This is a genomic window from Aeromonas sp. (genome assembly GCF_050633025.1).
In the GTDB taxonomy this organism is placed as follows: domain Bacteria; phylum Pseudomonadota; class Gammaproteobacteria; order Enterobacterales; family Aeromonadaceae; genus Aeromonas.
In genome coordinates this window covers 1-19518 of sequence record NZ_JBODRQ010000065.1, presented here as the reverse complement: position 1 = coordinate 19518, position 19518 = coordinate 1, and the positions used below count along the sequence as shown (strand labels likewise).

The window sequence follows — 19518 nt, the reverse complement described above, 5'->3', positions numbered from 1 at the left end:
TGCGAACCCTGCGTCTGGGTGAGCTCAAGGGGCTGGTGGTCATCTCCGCCCACTGGTTCAGCCGCGAGCTGCAGATCAACGTCGAGCCCAAACCGGCGCTGATGTACGACTTTTACGGCTTTCCCGAACCCCTCTACCGGATGCGCTGGCCTGCCAGCAGCCCCGAGTGGCTGCAACAAGGGGTGAGCGACCAGCTGGCGCTGGCCGGACTGACCGCCACCCCGGTGCGGCGCGAGCTGGATCACGGGGTCTGGTCGCCGCTCTCCCTGATCGACCCAAACAGCGAGATCCCGCTGGTGCAGATCTCCATTCCCGCGAGCTTCACCCCGGCCCAGTTGTGGCAACTGGGAGAGGTGTTGGGGGCACTGCGTAGTCAGGGGATTGGCATCCTCGCCTCCGGCGCCATCACCCACAACCTGCGGGCGCTGGCACTGGAAGGCTCGCCGGTGCCTGAGTGGGCCAGCCAGTTTGTCGACTGGCTGGAGCAGAAGATGGCCGACGAGGATCGTCTGGCGCTGCTCGACTATCGCCAGCAGGCCCCCGGAGCGGTGGAGTCTCATCCCCACGATGATCATCTGCGCCCGCTCTTTGTGGCGTTGGGGGCAGCCGATGGTGTGGCGCCCACCCGGCTGCACGAGAGCTGGGATGGCGGCAGCCTCTATATGGGCGCCTACCGCTTCGGTTGAATTAAATTAAGATTGGTGAGGCAAGAAATGCCTCACTATCAGTCAGCATTGGTTATCAAGTAACGTGATTTTTACAGAAAAACACTAATTACAAAAAAGACAACACAAGCTCAATACCCAACCACAAACTTCTGTTTTCGATTTATTATTCGGAATCTTTTGAGCTCATTCAGCGGTTATTGCTAAAAAAAGAGATTTTTACGGTTTAAAATTTCAATGGATTGTGAGTTTGCTGTTTTCGTGAATTACAGGTAAAAGATTCATCTTGCCTTTTATGAGGCAAGTCACTGTTAGTAATTCATGGAAAAATAGATATGACATATCGGATGTTACTTTTTGGCACGGCCGCCATACTGTTATCTCCGCTTGCGATTGCCGATGACAACTCTGCACAGAAAGAGTCATCATGGGGAGGTCTGTTGGAAGCAGACTATACGAGCAACTTCTATAAAAGGGGGTCTTACCATGAGGCAAGGACTGCTGGTTTAACTGGTATTATTGATTACACATTTAGCAATGATAGTAAGCTGAGCTTGAACTTGGCTGGCTTTCATTCGCTGGATAACCCGAAAGGGCAATATTGGCGTGATGGCTGGCTTAAATATGGCAATTCTAAACTGTTCGAGTTGAACAGTTGGGCTACAGTGGGCATGGATGGCAGCATACGCTTGCCGATGTCTGAGCAGAGTAAAAAAGATGACCTTCATACCTCCCTGAGGGTCGCGACACCTCTAACCATAGATCTTGGCAACCTCCTGAGCTCACTCGAGTTTACCTGGCAGCCCAGGTTGATGAAAAATTTCCATGAGTACCAAACTCGGGGCGGCCTGGCCCTGAAGGAGTGGACTCTGGAAAATTTACTGAGCCTTGATTATGCCCCCTGGGACAAGTGGTCTTTCAATGCCAGTTTGGTGCTGAACAGTCACTGGACCTACTCAGGCAACCGTAAAAAGGATGACTATATCCATTCGGAGAGTGTGTTCTACAAACTTAATGAGTCATGGTCCGTAGGATTGATGTATTCCAACACCGGCATTGTCTATGACCTTGAGCGAGGAGCAACAGGTTCCGTATCGCTATATGACAAGCAGAATGCCACTTGGTCTCTGTTGGTTGATTACAGTTTTTAATTAATAAAATATAATTAAAAGGAAGGACGCCTTTAATATGATGAAGCAAACAGTCATAGCTGCCACAGTCAGCTTTTTTCTATTTGGATGTGGTGCTGGCGATGAACCTTATAAAGAGGTTCCCAAGGCAGTAGAGCAACAGACATGGCAACAGTTTAATACTGATGAGCTTTGGCTTTATGTTCCCTCGACAGCAGATGCCCCTAGATATGCAGTGAACATGGATCCCTTCTTTCAGGGAGATGAGAAAATTGTCAAACTGCAATTTGTTGAGGAGGGCTTGCGGGTTGTCGAGGTTGATAGAGACACTACGGCTCCGGGACAACCATCACGTTGGAATGATGTTGCCCCTGTCTTGACGATTCCTGGCAATTATCTGGATTATCGCTGCGCGGAAGATGCTTATGGGGAATGTACTCGCAAGGAAGAGGTTAATAGCGATGCCAATGTACTTTGGGATCAGAAGCGCTATTTTCATCCCAATTTCAAGGATTTGAAAGGTCACGAAGTAAACTCCATTGATATCTGGTACAAAAATGACGACGTGCGGGAGACTGCAACTCCTCGCGTTGTCAAGTGGGAGATGGATGCCAATAAGGGAGTTATCAACGTTGAGCTGGAACGTACCTTTACGGTAAACCGTAGTGCGAGGAGTAACCATCTCAATACGAGCCTCAGCGACCTCTCTTTTAAAACCAGCTTTTACTATTCCCTTGTCAAACTCGACAAGATTGCATCCAAGGATTATCAACCGATTCGTTATGCTTCGTCTGATGACAGCGTATTTGGTTTTTTTGATTCAACCTTCGAAAAGCTGGATGAGCAAGGTGCGGCGACAGATGGTAGTCAGCGAGCGTATCTCAACCGCTTTAATCCAGATAAAAGCACCATTGATTATTACCTGAGCGATACCTTCTTTAAACCGGAAAACAAATTGTTTCTGGATGTCACTCTGAGCTCCATTGAGCATATCAACAAAGTTCTGGCTGGCACCGGGGTTCCGCCGATCAATCTGGTCAATCCGGACAAAGTGAGTGGCAAGCAGGTGGGTGATCTGCGGGTCAACATGATCAACCTTATTGACCGACCACTAGCCAATGGTTTGCTCGGTTACGGTCCATCTGTTGCCAACCCGCTGACAGGGGAAATAGTCAAAGCGCATGTCAACCAGTACTCAGGAGTCATCCGAACTGGAGTGCCGCGCACCTGGAACCGTCTGGTTCGTCACTTCAACCGTGGTGATTTGAAGTCTGTTGGCGAAGCAGTGACTGCCGGGGTGACGTTTGAAGCGGTGAACAATGCGGTGTTAACTGCAGAAGGTGGTCGTCCCGAGACTTTAGCGGAGAGTGACCTCCTGCAAGTACAAGAGTCCCTGGCAAGCATACCACGCCAGATTCAAAAACAAGTGGAATCGACCACATGGGTACAACCTGACGTCGATGCGTCACTGATTGATTTTCTTAAGGCTGATGAGGCCAGAATCAAGCGCTGGTCTGAAAATAATGCATTTGGTGAAGAGGCTATCTGGGTATCATCGACCAGCAAGGGATTGGTATCTGGCATTGACTATCAGGATGCCAGCCTCTATCAGGATGATCAGAAGACTCGCCTGAAAAAATGGAAAGAGCTAAGCAGCGAGCAACGCAGCCAGATCAGCGATGCGATCTCTGCACATATGTATCGCTCCACCCTGGTGCATGAGCTCGGACACAATCTGGGGCTGCGCCACAACTTCGCCGGTTCGACGGACAAGCAGAACTTCTATTCGGTGGATGAGGCGAAGTCTCTGGGACTGCAACATGTTCCAGCCTATAGCTCCATCATGGATTATGCTGCGTCCGAGTTTGACGAGCTCCCAATTTTTGGTCCATATGACAGAGCCGCACTGCGTTTTGCCTATGCTCGTCAGGTAGAGGTGCCATATGGTGAGCGTGATGACGCGGGTCGTCAACCAAGTGCATTGCTGAGTTTGAGCGAGCTGGACAAGGCCTATTTACAGAATGACTACAGCGTGCGCTTTGGTCAGTTGACTGCGCTCAAAGATCATCTCAAAGATGGGACCCCGCTCTCTTCCTGGAGCAATCTCGACAGTTCCTTCATTACAGCGTTGCAAGATAAGAGTAAGACGCTGAAATTAAAAAATTATGCCTTCTGTACCGATGGTAATGTGTTGCTCAACAGTAACTGCAAGCAATTTGACGAAGGCACCAGTCTGGTCGAGATGATGCAGTTCAAACGCCAGTCCTATCTGGACAGCTATGAGCGCAGCAATACCCGCGAAGACAAACAGTCATTCCGTGATGTCGACCTGATTGATTACACCAATGGCCGACTGAGGCGCTTCTCGGAAATTCGGGATCTGCTGGAGGATTACAAGAATATCGATGCTATGTTTACCCAGCGATTCGGTATCAGTCTCAAGCTGTTGGCCGCCAATCCCACCTATTGCAACCCGCAAGGGCCATCCGAACAAGATTTCTGGTTCTGTGATGCCAGCAGGGCGGCTGTTGATGCTGCAGATTTTCTGTTGGCTGTGGTTGCCAGACCGGACAAAGTCTGTGAAGTCAAAACAGGAAGTGGTACGTTTGAACAGGTGCCACTGACCACGCTTTACAATGGTGTGAAGTCATCGCTTCCCTCTGGTAAATCTCTACCCGACAGCTGTTTTGATACGGATTTCACGATGGCACTGGCACAGGACCCCAGAGGTTACCAGGTTCTATCCGAAACCCGCGATGGTGTACCGCTGGATTCGGTAAGCCCGAATGATCCCAATCATAAGTACAAAAATGATCGGGATGTATTGGGGTCTTGGCCAGACAAATTGCTGGCAATGAAGTATCTGGTACAAAGAAGCACGGATCGCTGGACTGAGAGCAATGAAGCGATGGCGCTTGTCGATCTGCCGTTGGTGAAAGAGCGGTTGATTGCCCAGATCCGGGCGATGGTGCTCGGTGAGGCGTTACCGCAATGGGTCTCTTTTGTCGATAAGGATGGCAAAGAGGTGTACCCCTTCTCACCATACCGCTGGGAGCCCAAGCGCACTCTTGAAAGCCTCAATCCCAGTCTTATGCTGTTGAACCGCTACTTCGGGCTGCCAGTAGATGCCAATACACGTATTGATAAGGCGTTACTGACTCAAATCGAGAAGTGGGGCAAGACCGAGGATGTTCGCTTCAGCGATACAGCGCGCACCCTGATTGATTATGTGCGTTTGCCTGCAGCGACAACGGATGGATTGACCGGACGGCAGATAGAGTATAAGGATGCCCGTTATCAGGTATCACCACGCAATGTGCTGGCCAGCGATGTCATCAAGTACTACTTCAACAACACGCCGATTGGTGACACCAAGCGTATTGAGGAGTCCTTTAATCTGGTCAATACATTCAAGTTTGGTCTGGGTATGCGAGACGTCTATGGCGATATCCTGATTTTACCGCAAGTCAGAGACCTGTTCCCGTTTGAGGTCAGACTGGATATGGTTAAGGCGGCCCATACTCTTAATCCGGATATGCTGACCCACCTGAAAAATGCTTGGCTGGCGGGCAAACCCTACCATGCAGCGCTGAAAGAGCTCGTGATCAGTGGTGCCGGGTTCAAACTGCCAGGGACCTTCAAGGCTTACAGTGACAGTGAGTTACAGCTTGCCTGGCGGGCATTCGATGGTATCGGTCGCGCCATCAAGCAGGATTTTTGGAAAGAGATCGTCGAATGGTTACCAGCATGGAGTACCAAGATCGCTGAAAAACGAATCGACCCGGCACTTTCTGCGGATGAGAAGAGTTTCTGGCGTGGTGACAGAGCTGTCATTGCCTATGTATTGGTCCACACCAGTAACAAGGGCTTGCAGAATGAACTGTTGAGTCCGCTTGATGCACTCTCCAGATAACAGGTCGCCGTTTTAGTCACTCCGATAGTGACAGATAACTCGCCTGATTTAAGGCCCCATCTGACGATGGGGCCTTTTTCATATCACGAACTTGTCTCTCGTTTACGGGACCAGCACCCGGCTCTCGCCGCCGCCGAGGGCGTCGACCCTGACCTGCACGCCGATCCGCTCCACCAGGGTCTGGACGTGGGAGATGACCCCGATCTGGCGGCCGGCGGCCTGCAGAGAGTCGAGGCTGGAAAGCGCGAGATCCAGACTGTCTGGATCCAGGGTGCCAAACCCTTCGTCGATAAACAGCGACTCGACCTGGGTCTGCCGTGACGAGAGGCTGGAGAGGGCCAGCGCCAGCGCCAGCGACACCAGAAAACTCTCGCCACCGGAGAGGGAGTCCACCGAGCGCACCTCGTCCCCCATGTCGAGATCCACCACCTGCAGCGCCAGATCTGTGCCGGGTACCCGCTCCAGCCGGTAGCGCGGTGATAGCTCGGCGAGCTGGGCGTTGGCCTCCAACAGCAGACGCTCGAGGGTGAGGCTCTGAGCAAAGGTGCGGAACTTGGCGCCGTTGGCCTGCCCGATCAGATCGCACAGCTGTTGCCAGTGGTCGGCCACCGCCTGCTGGGCGGCCAGCTCCTGTTGCAAACTGCCCGCCTTGAGGGCGGCCGCTTCGGCCTGCGCCAGCGTGCTCTTGCACTCGAACAGCTGCTCTTCAAGGGCACGACAACGGGCATCGAGCGCCACCAGCTGCTCGCTTAGCTCTGCATCCGGCAGGGCGGCCAGCTCGGGATGGTGCTCCCGATAGCGATCCCGCTTGCTCTCCTCCAGCGCCAGCGCCCGTTGCCGCTCGGCAAGACGGGTACGTGCCTCGCCAAGGGCATCTTCCAGCCCTTGCAGGGCTGTGCGCCGTGCCTTGAGTTCATCGGGGGTGATGGCGAGCAGGCGGCGCAGGTCGTACTCATTGATGCCAAGGGTACTGGCGTGGGCGGCCCAGCGTCCCAGCACCTCCCGCTTGCGGCGGCTGCTGGTCTGCTTTTCCTGCTCCACGTGGGTGAGGCGGGTCTTGAGTTCAGTCTGCCGCTCCCGCAGAGCGCGGGCGCCGCTTTGCATCAGCTCCAGTTCACTGGCGAGTTGTTGCAGTCGTTGCTGCCAGCGGCTCTCGACCAGCGGGATCTCCTCGCCACCGAGACAACCGCTGCGGCTGGTGAGCAGCCCCTGCCGCTGCTGTTCGTGCTCCTTGTAGTCCCGCTCGAGTTTGTGCAGCAGCTCCCGCTGGGTCTGCAGGCGTGCCTCCTGCGCACTCAGGGCGGGGGTGAGGCTGGCGATCTCGCTGGCCAGCCGCTCCCACTCGCTCTGGCCGTGCAGCCAGGCTTCGCAGGCCCGCTGCCACTCGTGCCACTGCTGGCTGCCGAGCCACTGACGCCACGGTTGGCCGCCCATCTGCTCGTCGAGGCGGTGAGCGCCCTGTTCGAGGCGCTGGCGCAGGGTCGCCTCCTGTTCGCCCATCCCCTTCACTTCCCCTTCCAGCGCGATGCGCTGGCGGTCGGCCTCTTGCCACTGCAGGTCAAACTGCTGGTGCTGGGCAGCCAGTTGGCTCAGTTGCTGACGCACCCCTTGCAGCTGTTGTTGACCAAGCTGGGCCTGACGCAGCTGCTGCTGGCTCTGGGCCAACCCCTGCTCCAGCGCCTGGCCACGGCCGAGCAGTGTGCTCATCAGCTCGTTCCACTCAATAGGACTCTGGCGCAGTGGCAGCGGATGGCCGAGCAGGGTATCGCCCCCCAGCTGTTGCCAGCGCTGGGTCAGCTGCTCGGCGCGTGCCTCCAGCTCCGGCAGATGTTGCTGGCGCACTGCCAGCTGGCGGGCCAGCTCCTGACGCTCGCTATCGCACTGGATGTATTGATGATTGAGCCGTTCCCACTCCAGCTCCAGACTGCGGGCCCGTTCCGCCAGTTGACCGAGAATGCCGGCCACCTGTGGCTGGCTCTGGCTGTAGGGGTGCTCCCCGGAACCGCACAGCGGGCAAGGTTCGCCATCACTCAGGATATGGCGATACTGCTCGAAGCTGGCGATGGCGCGGGACTGCTCCAGCGCGTGGCGCGCCTCGTCCCGCTGCAGGGCGAGCCGCTCGCGGGCGGGAGCCAGCTCTTCGCCGAGGGTGGCGAGCTTGCCCAGCGCCTGCTCCAGCTGGGCAATCTCCTGTTGCAAGCGGGTATGCTGCTCGCCGTGGTTGCGGCCATAGTCGGCCAGCTCCAGCAACTGGCGCAGCTGGCCCAGCTGTTCGGTCTGCTGCTGCCACTGCTCCTGCGCCTTGGCGAGGCGGCTCTCCCACTGCTGCTCCTGCAGCTCGTTCTGTTGCTGCTGCAGCCGCTCCTGCTCGCGCTGCCAGTAGTCGCGCTCCTGCTGGCCCTGTTCCAGCTGGCGTTGCAACTGTTGCAGGGTGCGCAGCTTGTGATCCCGCAGGGTGAGCAGTTGCTGCAGCTTGTCGGCATCCTCGGCCCAATCCTGCATGGCGGTGAGCAGGGGCTGCCACTGGCGGGCAACCGGGGCCAGCTCCTTGTGCTCTTCGAGCCAGAGTCCCCACTGCTGGTGCTGCTGCTTGAGCAGTTCCACCTGTCGGCTCTGCTCGCGCCAGCCCTTCTCGAGGGTGAGCTGCACTTCTCGCTCCTGTGCCCCCTCCTGCTGGATCTTCTGCAACTGCTGCACTTTTTCCTGGATGCGGGTATCGAGCTCCTGCGCCCGCTTGAGTTCGGGTTGCAGGGCACCCCATTCCCGCTCGGCGGCGATCTTCTCCGCCAGCAGCTGCTGCTCGGTCAGCGCGCTCTGCTGGGTCTGCTCCTCGAGCTTGGCCAGCTCCGGCCCAAGCTCGGCGATCAGCTTCTCCTGCTGCTGCACTTCCAAAGTGAGACGGGCCAGCTCGTCGTGATCGGCGCGGGCCACCTGGGCCTGTTCGGCACGGGCAAACTCCTCGCGCTCGGTGGCCGCGGCGCCGTGGGCCTGCAGGGCGGCATCGAGCGCCGCCTGTCCCTCGGCGCAGCCCTGCAACTGGGCTGCAATGCGGTTGTTGAGGTCGCGCAAGTCCTGCATCAGCTGCTGCTGTTGCTGTTCGTGCTTGAGGGTGGTGGAGAGGCTCACCTGCTGGCTTACCCACTGTTCGCGGGTCGCTTCATCCATCAGCGCCACGTCGCCGAGGCGCTGAGCGATGGTGGCCAGCTTCTGCTGCTCTTCCCGTGCCCGTTCATAGGTCTGGATGGAGATGGCGGAGTAGAGCTCGGTGCCGGTCATCCGTTCGAGCAGGGCGGAGCGCTCGTTGGCATCCGATTTGAGAAAGGCGGCAAATTCCCCCTGCGGCAGGATCACCGCGCGGCGGAACTGCTCCCAGGAGAGACCCACCAGCTCGTCGATGCGATCCTGCAGCTCCCGCTTGCTGCCGGAGAAGACCTGCCCCGACTCCACATCGGTCAGGGTGCGTTCCTGCGCCTGAAAACGCCCCTCCGAGCGGTTTCGCGCCCGGCGCACCGCCCAGCGAGCCAGCCAGATGCGGCCATCGCAGCCACGAAACTGCACCTCGGCAAAGCCGCTGGCGTGGCCGCGACTGAGGATGCCGCGCACGTCGTTGGCCTTGAGTTTCTCCTCATCATCCACGCGGCCCACTTCGGCCACGTTCTTGCGATTGGCGATAAAGCGCGGCATCTCGTCGTAGAGGGCCAGACAAATAGCGTCGAGCAATGTGCTCTTGCCCGCGCCGGTATTGCCGGTGATGGCAAACAGGCCGGCGGCGCCGAGCGCCCCCCTGGTAAAGTCGATGGTGAAGGGGCCGGTCAGACTGGCCAGATTCTCACCTGACAGAGACAAGATTTTCATTGGTTTGACTCCTTCACCTGCTCCAGGATCTCTTCAAACGAGGCAACCAGCTCGGCTTCGGGCTCCCCCTCAAACTGGCGCTGATAGCAGAGGCGGAAAACTTCAGTGGGGGAGAGCTCATCCAGCCTGCGCCGCTCGCGACCATCGGCCAGCCCTTCCCCCGAGCCCTGATACTGGGTGCTGATGCGGGCCAGACGCACCGGTTTGTCTGCGATGGCGGCGAGAATGCGCTCGCGGATGCGGGCCTCGGGCTTGGGCAGCAGCAGCCGCACTTCGAGGAAAGGTTGTGCCTCTTGTGGACAAGCAGGCAGCTCGAGCGATGCGATGGCGTTCAGCGCGTCGTCGAGGGTGCTCTGGGGCAGGCGGATCATCTCCACCGCGCGGGGCACCGGGATCCGCTCCAGCCCAGCCAGTTTCCCCTCTGCAAAGGTCACTTCCAGCACCTGATGGTTGTAGTTCGCTTCGGCGAGCGAGAGCGGCAGCGGCGAGCCACTGTAGTGCACCCCCTCGGTAGGGCTCTGGGCTAGATGGAGGTGGCCGAGCGCCGTGTAGTTGGCTGCGGCAAAGAGATCGGCAGGCAGGGCGTGCTGGTTGCCGCCAAGCACCCGCCGCTCTGACAGTTCCGAGAGCTGGCCCGCCGCCAGATAGGCGTGGCCCATGGCGATCAGTGGCAGATCCTCCCCGCAGCGAGCGCGCCCTTCGGCCAGCACCTCGGCGTAGACCTGCCGTACCCCTTCGATCAGCCTGTCTTGTCCTTCTGCCAGCTGTTCCACCCGCAGATCGCTGCTGCGCAGGAACGGCACGGCGGCGCACCAGGCGGCGATCTTGCCCTCCCGGTCTTGCAGCGGTACCAGCAGACGGTCGGTTTCGAGCTTGCCCTCACTGTCGCGGCTGATGCTGCCCACCAGATGCAGATCAAAGGCGCGCAGCAATTCGTGGGGGGCGTCGAGCTTGGAGGGGGAGTCGTGGTTGCCGCCGATCAGCACCATGTTGAGGTGGGGCATTTCGGCGCGCAGTCTGGCCAGAAAGCGGTAGAGCTGTTGCCAGGCGCTGGCGGGGGGATTGGCGGTATCAAACAGATCGCCCGCCACCAGCAGGGCGTCGATCTCGCGCGCCTTGAGGGTGTCGCTCAGCCAGTCGAGAAAGGCATCGTGTTCAAAACGGCGGTCGTGACCATGGAGTTGATGGCCAAGGTGCCAGTCGGCGGTATGGAGGATTTTCATTGGAAAGCAGCCCGGTTGCAGGGACGGTGCCTGGGGCACCCGATGGTGACAAGATGAGGATGCCCCGTGCTTTTTTCAAGTAAAACAGGGGGCTGGCATCGATTCAGGCTGGTTCGCAGCACATCCGGTACTGGGGGTGGCCGGTGAGGGGATCGGACTCCTCGGCCTCGATGACAAAACCGTGGCGGCGATAGAAACGCACCGCCTGATCATTCTCGACAAAGACCCGGGCGTGGAGCGACGCCCCCTGACGCTTGGCCTCCTGCAGCAGGGCGTGGCCGACACCGCGACCCTGACGGTCGGGGCGCACGAACAGGGCGGCGAGATAGTTGTCCACCAGCGCCATGAAACCGAGCAGATCGCCACGCTCCTCAAACACCCAGATGGCGGCGCGATCGAGATAGCGGGTACGCAGATCCTCCTGGGCCTGCCACCAGCAGGAGGCATCGACGAAATCGTGGGCCTGCAGGGAGGCCAGCAGCCAGATTTCAACGATCTCTTCCATGTCTTTCGGGCGACTTGGCCGTAACATACTTTCATCCTTATTAACAAAATGCACACTCGCAGTCTAAGGGAACCTGGCAACCGAGCAGGTGATATCAATGAGACCCTGTGAAGTCGATCGCCCTTTATTTAGCGAGAATGATTGGCTGATCACAAAGCGCCTCTCTAGTACAATGCCCGCCGGACAATCTAGAGACCGAGGACGCCATGTGGTTTAAAAACCTGCAGATTTATCGCTTTACCCGCCCCTTTGACCTGACCGTGGATCAGCTGGAAACCCAGCTGGAAGCCTGTGCCTTCACCCCTTGCGGCAGTCAGGACATCTCCCGGTTCGGGTGGGTCAAGCCCCTTGGCAAATTCGGCTCAACCCTGACCCACAGCGCCTCCGGCCATATCCTCATCTGCGCCCGCAAAGAGGAGAAGATGCTGCCCGGTACCGTGGTCAAGGAGATGCTGGCCGAGAAGGTAGAAGCGATCGAGTTCGAACAGGGACGCGCCCTCAAGAAGAAAGAGAAGGAAGCGCTGAAAGAGGAGATCCTCCACACCCTGCTGCCCCGTGCCTTCAGTCGTACCAGCCAGACCTTCGCCTGGATCAATCCGGCCGACAATTTGATGGTGGTGGACGCAGGTTCTGCCAAGAAGGCGGACGATCTGCTGGCACTGTTGCGCAAATCCATCGGCTCCCTGCCGGTGGTGCCGGTGGCCCTCAAGAACCCGCCCGAGATCACCATGACCGAGTGGCTGAACGAGGGCAATCTGCCCGCCTCCTTCACTCTGGAAGACGAAGCCGAGCTGCGCAGTGCCATGGAGCACGGCGGCATCATCCGCTGCAAGCAGCAGGATCTGATGACGGATGAAATCAAGAACCATCTGGCCAACGACAAGCTGGTGACCAAGCTGGCCCTCAACTGGGGCGAGACCGTCAGCTTCGTGCTGGGGGATGATCTCTCCATCAAGCGCCTGAAGTTCAGCGAAGAGCTGCGCGAGCAGAACGACGACGTGACCAGCGAAGATCCGGCCGCCCGTCTGGATGCCGACTTCGCGCTGGTGACCTCCGAGCTGGCCCAGTTTATCCCGGCGCTGTTTGCCGCCCTGGGTGGCGAAGAGCAGTCCATCTAACCGGACTGGCGCCTGTTTGGCCTCTGCCATCCCATCGTAAAACCGCCTTCGGGCGGTTTTTTATGTCTGTTACGGATAGCCATTATTGATAGATGAGTAAGATATTGATCTTGTTCAATAACTTGAGCTATCAGCGCCAATCGTGACATAGTTCCTCTTCATGGTCATAAAACAGACAAGGAGAGTGTCATGTTGCGCAAACCTCTGGGGCTGGCTATCGCCCTTGCCCTGCTGGCCGGTTGTGCCAGTGACAACGGCTTTCACTACACCCCGCCAGCCCAGACCCTGATCGCACCCGAAGCCGCCAGTGGCTGGACCGACAAACAGGGCTGGCAGGGCCATGACTTCATGGTGGCGGCCGCCAACCCGCTGGCGGTGGATGCGGGCTACCAAATCATCAAGGCCGGTGGCAGTGCCGTCGATGCCGCCATTGCGGTGCAGCTGGTATTGACGCTGGTGGAGCCGCAATCCTCCGGGATCGGTGGCGGAACGCTGCTGCTGGTGTGGGATGGCCGCAAGGTGAGTGCGGTGGATGGCCGCGAGACGGCGCCAGCTGCCGCCACCGACCAGCTGTTTATGCAAGATGGCAAGCCGCTGGCGTTTTATGACGGGGTGGTCGGGGGCCGCTCGGTCGGCGTTCCCGGCACCCTGCGCGCGCTGGCACTGGCCCATCAGCGTTATGGCAAGCTGCCCTGGGCTGCGCTGTTCGAGCCCGCCATCACGCTGGCAGAACAAGGATTTGTGATAAGTCCACGGCTGGCCACATTGCTGGCTAAGGATCTCTATCTGGCACGGGATCCGCAGGCGCGAGCCTACTTCTATCAGGCGGATGGCAGCCCCAAAACGGCGGGTACCCGGCTGACCAACCCGGCGCTGGCCAAGGTGCTGCGCACTCTGGCCACAGAGGGGGCGGATGCCTTCTATCGGGGGCCGCTGGCGGATGCCATGGTGGCCAAGGTACGCCAACATCCCACCAACCCCGGGGTACTGGCGGCCACCGATCTGGCCAGCTATCAGGCCAAACTGCGGGATGGCCTCTGCTTTGACTATCGCCAGAGCAAGATCTGCGGCTTTCCCACTCCTTCGTCCGGCACCCTGGCGCTCGGCCAGATCTTCGGCATGCTGGAGAGCCGCGATATGGCAGCCCTCAAGCCGATCACCACGAAGGAGGGGGGACTGGCAGCCTCCAGCGAGGCTATCCACCTCTACAGCGAAGCGGCGCGTCTGGCCTTCGCCGATCGCAACCAGTACGTCGCGGACAGCGATTTTGTCAGCGTGCCGGTGCAGGGGTTGCTGGACAAGGGCTATCTGGCCGAACGCGGCAAACTTGTCGGTCAGCACTCCATGGGGATTGCCAAGCCCGGTACGCCGCCACTGGCGCTGGCACGTGGCAAGGATGCGACCCCCGAACTCCCCTCCACCAGCCATGTCTCGATTGTCGACAAGGCGGGGATGGCTATCTCCATGACCAGCTCCATCGAGGATGGTTTTGGGTCGCGTCAGATGGTCAACGGCTACCTGCTCAACAACCAGCTCACCGATTTCTCCTTCACCTCGGTGGATGCCGCCGGTCTGCCGGTGGCAAACCGGGTGGAGCCGGGCAAGCGGCCCCGCTCCTCCATGTCACCCGTGCTGGTGTTTGACAAGCCAAGCGGCGAGCTGACCATGACGTTGGGCTCGCCGGGGGGCTCCGCCATCATCAACTACGTGGGCAAGACCCTGCTCGGCACCCAGGATTGGGGCCTGAACCTGCAACAGGCCATCAACCTGCCCAACTTTGGCAGCCGCAACGGCCCCACCGAGCTGGAAGCGGGACGCACCCCCATGTCGGTGGTCGAGGGATTGAAGGCGAGGGGACATGAAGTGGTACTGAATGAGCAAACCTCCGGCCTGCAAGGGGTTGAGCGCAATGGCGGTGGCTGGTTTGGTGCAGCGGATCCGCGCCGGGAAGGGATCGCCAAGGGGGAGTGAGGTTTCCATAGCAATAAGGCCAGCATAATGCTGGCCTTATTGTTGATGTCGTCAGCCCAAGAGGGTTATTTGATTCCCAGCAGCTCTACGTCAAAAATCAGCACGGATCCCGGCGGGATTTTGCCAGCGGCGCGGTCGCCGTAGGCGAGGTTGGCGGGGATGTAGAAACGGGTCTTCTCACCTTCCACCATCAGCTGTACCCCTTCGGTCCAGCCGGCGATCACCTGATTGAGACCAAACTCGATGGGCTCGCCACGGGCGACCGAGCTGTCAAAGACGGTGCCGTCCAGCAGCTTGCCCTCGTAATGCACCTTCACCTTGCTGGTGGCGGTGGGGTGAACGGTGCCGGTGCCCGGGGTCAGCACTTCGTACTGCAAGCCGGAGGCGGTGGTGGTCACCAGCGGTTTCTCCTTGTTGCTGGCGAGGAACTCGGCGCCAATCCGAACGTTGTCGGCAGCCAGCTTCTTGTTGTTGCTGCTGGAGTAGAAGTAGTAAGCCACACCGGCGATGAGCAGCGCGATCAGTATGAATTTCATCGGTTTTTCCTGTTCCATGAAATGTAAAAAGTGCAATGAGGGCGCCATCTTATCGCGCACTGCCCCTGATGGCGAGCCACAGGGAGGGAGGATGTGAACGGGCAGACAAAGCCCGGCGAGCTGGACGCAGAAAGGGGCGAGTCGGAGACTCGCCCCTCGTCATGGCGGCGGCGCTTACTTGGCGGCCACCATCATCAGGGCTGGCAGGGCGAAGAAGAGACCCGTCACATAACCCAGAGCCAGCAGCTTGTTCTCGCTGCCTACCCGGGCCAGCCCCTCGGCGGCGCGCACCGGCAGGTCGCGCAGGAAGGGGATGCCATAGATGATGACCACGGCAAAGAGGTTGAACAGCACGTGGACCAGCGCGATGGTCAGGGCCAGCTGGGCACCGGCTCCGCTGATGGCGGTGGCAGCCAGCAGAGCGGTGATGGTTGTGCCGATATTGGCTCCCAGGGTGAAGGGATAGAGCTGACGGGTGCTGAACACGCCGCCGCCGGCCAGCGGGATCATCAGGCTGGTGGTGGTGGAGGAGGACTGCACCATGATGGTCACCAGCGCACCGGAGGTGATGCCGCTCAGCGGGCCACGGCCCAGCGCCTTGTGCAGCACCTCTTTGGCACGGCCGACCAGCACTCGTTGCAGCACTTTGCCGAGAGAAGTGACACAGGCGAGGATCAGCAGGATACCGATGACGATAGTGGCGATGGCGGCACCCTTGCCCGGCAGGAAGGCAACGGCGCTGTCAATCAGCTGCTGGGCCGGTGCGGTCAGCGGCTTCATGAAATCCATGCCCTTCATCGACATGTTGGCGGAGCCTACCAGCAGGTTGGCCAGCCACTCGGCGCTGTGTTGCAGCAGGCCGAACATCAGCTCCAGCGGCAGGAAGATGAACACCGCCAGCAGGTTGAAAAAGTCGTGCACGGTAGCGGCGGCGAAGGCGCGGCGAAACTCGCTGCGGTCGCGGACATGGCCCATGGAGACGATGGTGTTGGTGATGGTGGTGCCGAGGTTGGCCCCCATCACCATGGGGATGGCCATGCCGATGGGCAGGCCACCAGCCACCAGACCAACGATCACCGAGGTGACTGTGCTGGAGGATTGCACCAGCGCGGTAGCGAGAATACCCAGCAGCAGGGCGACAAAGGGGTTGTTGGCAAAGGCGAAGATCTGGGCTGCACCCTCGGCGCCGCCGGAGAAATCTTTGAAGCCGTGGGAGATGGCGCCCACGGCAACCAGAATCAGGTAGACCAGTACGATGACACTCATCCAGTTGAACAGGGCGCGGGTCGCGGGCGGCTGTGACAAGGAGTGATGGTGTTGCATAAAGCCTCTTGAGACGGTCGTGCCGTCTTGGGTTGTTGATGACCCGCGCATTTAATCAGTGGTTAATGACAGAAATATGACAAGGTGACACTTTTATGATGGTTTTGTGACTGAGGAAGGGGGCAGCAACTTCTTCGACTGGGTATGACTGCTATGGACGATTATCCGCTCGTCCGGGGGCTATCGGCACAATAAGGCTAGTGCTCCCGACGCAGTGCGCTATGCTGCTGCGTTTCGGTTGAATCGTGGGGTAATAAGCGTGATGCGAGCATGGATGCTCTCTCTTGCCCTCGGGGTCAAGGAGCGTTGTGACACCGAAATGCTGATCCGCCAGCAGAAAGAGAAGGCGAAGGACGCGCTGAAAAATGGCACTGCCCATCTGCGCAACAAGGCAGAAAATCAGCTGAAAAAAATCCCCAGGCAACGCTTGGGGATCTCTGGATAAAACCCTGATCATTTGATGGCTACTTGGTGATAACCATCATCAGGCCAGGCAGAACGAAGAAGAGCCCCAACACATAACCAAAAGCGACCAGTTTATTCTCGCTCCCCACTCTGGCCAGTTGCTCGGCGGCGCGGACCGGCAGGTCGCGCAGGAAGGGGAGGCCATAGATGGTCAGGACACCGAACACGTTGAACAGCACGTGTACCAGTGCCACGGTAAGCGCTAGCTGGGCACCGGCTCCGCTGATGGCGGTAGCAGCCAGCAGGGCGGTAATAGTGGTACCGATATTGGCACCCAGGGTAAAGGGGTAGAGCTGACGGGTGGTGAACACGCCGCCGCCCGCCAGCGGAATGAGCAGGCTGGTGGTGGTGGAGGAGGATTGCACCATGACGGTCACCAGGGTGCCGGAGGCAATGCCGGTCAGCGGGCCACGACCCAGGGCCTTGTGCAACATCTCTTTGGCTGGTCCCACCAGCACTGACTTGAGCACCTTGCCCAGCCAGGTGACGCAGATGAGGATGAGTGCAATGCCGATGGCAATGGTGGCCAGGTAGGGGCCTTTGCCGGGCAAGAAGCTGGTGATGGTATCGAGCACCGAGAGCGCCGGTGCCGTGAGGGGCTTCATAAAGTCCACTCCCTGCATGGAGAGGTTGTTGCCACCGACCAGCAGATCAGCCAGGGCGGATGCACTGCGTGACAGGACTCCGAACATCAGCTCCAGTGGCATGAAGATAGCGACCGCCATCAGATTGAAGAAGTCATGCACCGTGGCCGCCGCGAAGGCGCGGCGAAACTCGTCACGGTTTCTGATGTGCCCCAGCGAGACAATGGTGTTGGTAATGGTGGTGCCGAGGTTGGCCCCCAGCATCATGGGGATCGCCATGGCCATGGGCAAGCCACCCGCCACCAGGCCGACGATCACCGAGGTCACCGTGCTGGAGGATTGCACCAGTGCGGTGGTCAGGATCCCGAGCAGCAGCGCCATAAAGGGGTTGTTGGCAAAGGCAAAAAGCTCGGCTGCACCCTCGGCACCGCCGGAGAAACCTTTGAAGCCGTGAGACACGGCGGCAACGGCGACCAGAATGAGGTAGATCAGGCCGATAATTGTGGCCCAGTTAAAGAGTTGGCTCACTACGGAGGGGGACGAGTGAGTGCGGATGTTTTCCATATTGCCTCGGGTTGGCTAGCTGGCCATGGTGACTGAGATCGCGCGTATTACAGCAAGTCTTCATGACACTTTTGTTACAGCGAGACACCTTTATGATGTTTTTATGGCATTTTTTATCACTCCCCCCTCCATCGCATAGGGTGCCGGTGTTAAAATCCACGCGAATTTAATCCAGGTGGGCAATGTCCCAATCACCGCGCAATAACCCGGAAGTTATATGCCTTCAATACGTTTTAGAAGAGCCTCGGCCACCCTGTTGCCGCTGCTCTGTCTCCTCGCCAGCCTCTGCGTCCCACAAGCCATGGCGCAAGATGTCCCCTCTCGCAACGCAGTTCAGCGAGCGCTGGATGGTCTGGGTAAAGCAGAAACCCTGACCGTCACCCAACAAGCGGATCAGAAGTTGTTGACCGAAACCCTCGCCCTGCTCGACAGCATCGACAAGGAAGAGGCGAAGGCCAAGACCCAGGCCCAGCGGATCCGCAACCTGCCCACCGAACTCAGGGAGATCAGCGCCAAGCTCGATGCCCTGACCAAGGGCAAGAGCGCCGAGCAGATCAAGAGCGAATACGCCACCATGACTCTGGCCGAGCTCGACAGCCGCCAGCCGGAAGTGCTGGCCAACATGCAAGAAGCTCAGGAGGCGCTCGGCGCCATCGGCAGCCAGCTCACCAGCTTGCAAACCCTGCCGGAGCGAGCCCAGAGCAGCATGAGCCGCGCCTATCAGCGCAGTCAGGAGATCCGCAGCCGCCTCAACGCCGGTGAAGGGGTCTCCAGCGCCGAGAAGATGAAGCTCGGGGCCGAACTGGCCCTGCTCGACCTGCAACTGGCCCACCTGCAAAAGGAGCTGGATAACCGTACCAGCATGCAGGATCTGGCGATCAAGCAGCGCGACTACCAGAGTGCCCGTCTCGCCAGCGAAGAGCAGAAACTGCAGCTGTTGCAGGATCAGAGCAGCGCCAAGCGCCTTGGCGACACCGAAAAAACCGCCGAGCAGACCGGCGAGCTGGTGGCGACCGAAGACAGTCCGCTGGTACAAAAAGAGCAGGAGCTCAACCACCAGCTCAGCCAGCAGCTCATCAGCGCTACCACCAACCTCAACTCGCTGGTGCAAAAGAATCTGCAAGCCAAGAGCTGGCTGGAGCGCGGCATCCAGACCGAGCGCAACCTCAATGAACAGGTGCAGATGCTCAAGGGCAACCTGCTGCTGTCACGCATCCTCTATCAGCTCTACCAGCAGCTGGAAGCGGCGCCCACCATCGCCGTCAAAAACCTGGAAGAGCAGATCGCCGACCTTCATCTTGCCCAGTTTGAACTGAGCCAGCAGCGTGACCAGCTGTTCCAGAAGAACCTCTATCTGGACAATCTGATCGCTGGCAGCAAGGAGCAGATCAGCGAAGAGGATAAGGCCAACCTGGACAAGTTGATCGATACCCGCATCAACCTGCTCGATCAGCTCAACCGCCAGCTCGACAGCCAGCTCACCAACGCCATCAGCCTGCAGCTGACCCAGCAGCAACTGGCGCGGGTCTATGCTTCTGTCGAGTTTACCCTGCAGCAGCACATCTTCTGGGTAAGCAGCAACAAGCCCATCGATGGCAAGTGGTTTATCAACTGGCCCGCCCAGGCCTACAAACAGGCCTCCGACTGGGTATTGAAACCGGACTGG

Annotated in this window: 12 protein-coding genes and 1 pseudogene; 7 read left to right on the top strand and 6 right to left on the bottom strand. The window is 58.8% G+C overall.

The annotated features are described in order from the left end of the window. The 3 genes from ACRAUW_RS10465 to ACRAUW_RS10455 all read left to right on the top strand — a co-directional run. Positions 1 to 686 (top strand): DODA-type extradiol aromatic ring-opening family dioxygenase (locus tag ACRAUW_RS10465; RefSeq protein WP_431362229.1); only part of this gene is annotated, 686 nt, incomplete at its 5' end. Positions 687 to 1000: 314 nt separating this feature from the next. Then, entirely contained in the window at positions 1001 to 1816 is an 816-nt protein-coding gene (locus ACRAUW_RS10460; protein ID WP_431362228.1) for a hypothetical protein, read from the top strand. A 37-nt stretch (positions 1817 to 1853) separates the two neighbouring features. Continuing rightward, a complete protein-coding gene (locus tag ACRAUW_RS10455; RefSeq protein ID WP_431362227.1) occupies positions 1854 to 5708 on the top strand; it encodes a zinc-dependent metalloprotease in 3855 nt (1284 codons plus the stop codon). Positions 5709 to 5810: 102 nt separating this feature from the next. On the opposite strand, the gene ACRAUW_RS10450 is transcribed toward ACRAUW_RS10455, so the two are convergent. From ACRAUW_RS10450 to ACRAUW_RS10440, 3 genes are all read right to left on the bottom strand, one after another. Beyond that, positions 5811 to 9563 carry an AAA family ATPase gene (locus tag ACRAUW_RS10450; protein ID WP_431362226.1) on the bottom strand — a complete coding sequence of 1251 codons (3753 nt, stop codon included), beginning with the start codon at positions 9561 to 9563 and terminating at the stop codon, positions 5811 to 5813. After that, positions 9560 to 10786 carry an exonuclease SbcCD subunit D C-terminal domain-containing protein gene (locus tag ACRAUW_RS10445; protein WP_431362225.1) on the bottom strand — a complete coding sequence of 409 codons (1227 nt, stop codon included), beginning with the start codon at positions 10784 to 10786 and terminating at the stop codon, positions 9560 to 9562. Before ACRAUW_RS10445 ends, ACRAUW_RS10450 begins: the two co-directional genes overlap by 4 nt. 103 nt (positions 10787 to 10889) lie before the next feature. Further along, positions 10890 to 11318 carry a GNAT family N-acetyltransferase gene (locus tag ACRAUW_RS10440; RefSeq protein WP_431362224.1) on the bottom strand — a complete coding sequence of 143 codons (429 nt, stop codon included), beginning with the start codon at positions 11316 to 11318 and terminating at the stop codon, positions 10890 to 10892. 179 nt (positions 11319 to 11497) lie between these two features. Here ACRAUW_RS10440 and rdgC point away from each other — a divergent pair, with 179 nt between their 5' ends. Then, on the top strand, positions 11498 to 12409 hold the full coding sequence (gene rdgC / locus ACRAUW_RS10435; RefSeq protein ID WP_005338250.1) for a recombination-associated protein RdgC: 912 nt from the start codon (positions 11498 to 11500) through the stop codon (positions 12407 to 12409). Positions 12410 to 12598: 189 nt separating this feature from the next. Further along, positions 12599 to 14380, top strand: coding sequence for a gamma-glutamyltransferase (gene ggt, locus ACRAUW_RS10430; protein WP_431362223.1), 1782 nt, complete (start codon positions 12599 to 12601; stop codon positions 14378 to 14380). Positions 14381 to 14445: 65 nt separating this feature from the next. Here the strand turns inward: ggt and ACRAUW_RS10425 are convergent, their stop codons facing one another. Both ACRAUW_RS10425 and ACRAUW_RS10420 read right to left on the bottom strand, forming a co-directional pair. Next, entirely contained in the window at positions 14446 to 14916 is a 471-nt protein-coding gene (locus ACRAUW_RS10425; protein WP_201909388.1) for an FKBP-type peptidyl-prolyl cis-trans isomerase, read from the bottom strand. 174 nt (positions 14917 to 15090) lie between these two features. Continuing rightward, on the bottom strand, positions 15091 to 16239 hold the full coding sequence (locus tag ACRAUW_RS10420) for a Na/Pi cotransporter family protein (protein ID WP_431362222.1): 1149 nt from the start codon (positions 16237 to 16239) through the stop codon (positions 15091 to 15093). Between the two features lie 262 nt (positions 16240 to 16501). Between ACRAUW_RS10420 and ACRAUW_RS10415 the strand changes: the two genes are divergently transcribed. After that, a complete protein-coding gene (locus ACRAUW_RS10415) occupies positions 16502 to 16684 on the top strand; it encodes a hypothetical protein (RefSeq protein WP_431362221.1) in 183 nt (60 codons plus the stop codon). A gap of 19 nt (positions 16685 to 16703) precedes the next feature. Here the strand turns inward: ACRAUW_RS10415 and ACRAUW_RS10410 are convergent, their stop codons facing one another. Further along, on the bottom strand, positions 16704 to 17852 hold the full coding sequence (locus ACRAUW_RS10410; RefSeq protein WP_431362220.1) for a Na/Pi symporter: 1149 nt from the start codon (positions 17850 to 17852) through the stop codon (positions 16704 to 16706). Positions 17853 to 18069: 217 nt separating this feature from the next. On the opposite strand from ACRAUW_RS10410, the pseudogene ACRAUW_RS10405 reads away from it, so the two are divergent. Then, positions 18070 to 19518: pseudogene (locus ACRAUW_RS10405) on the top strand (mechanosensitive channel MscK); the annotation flags it as partial.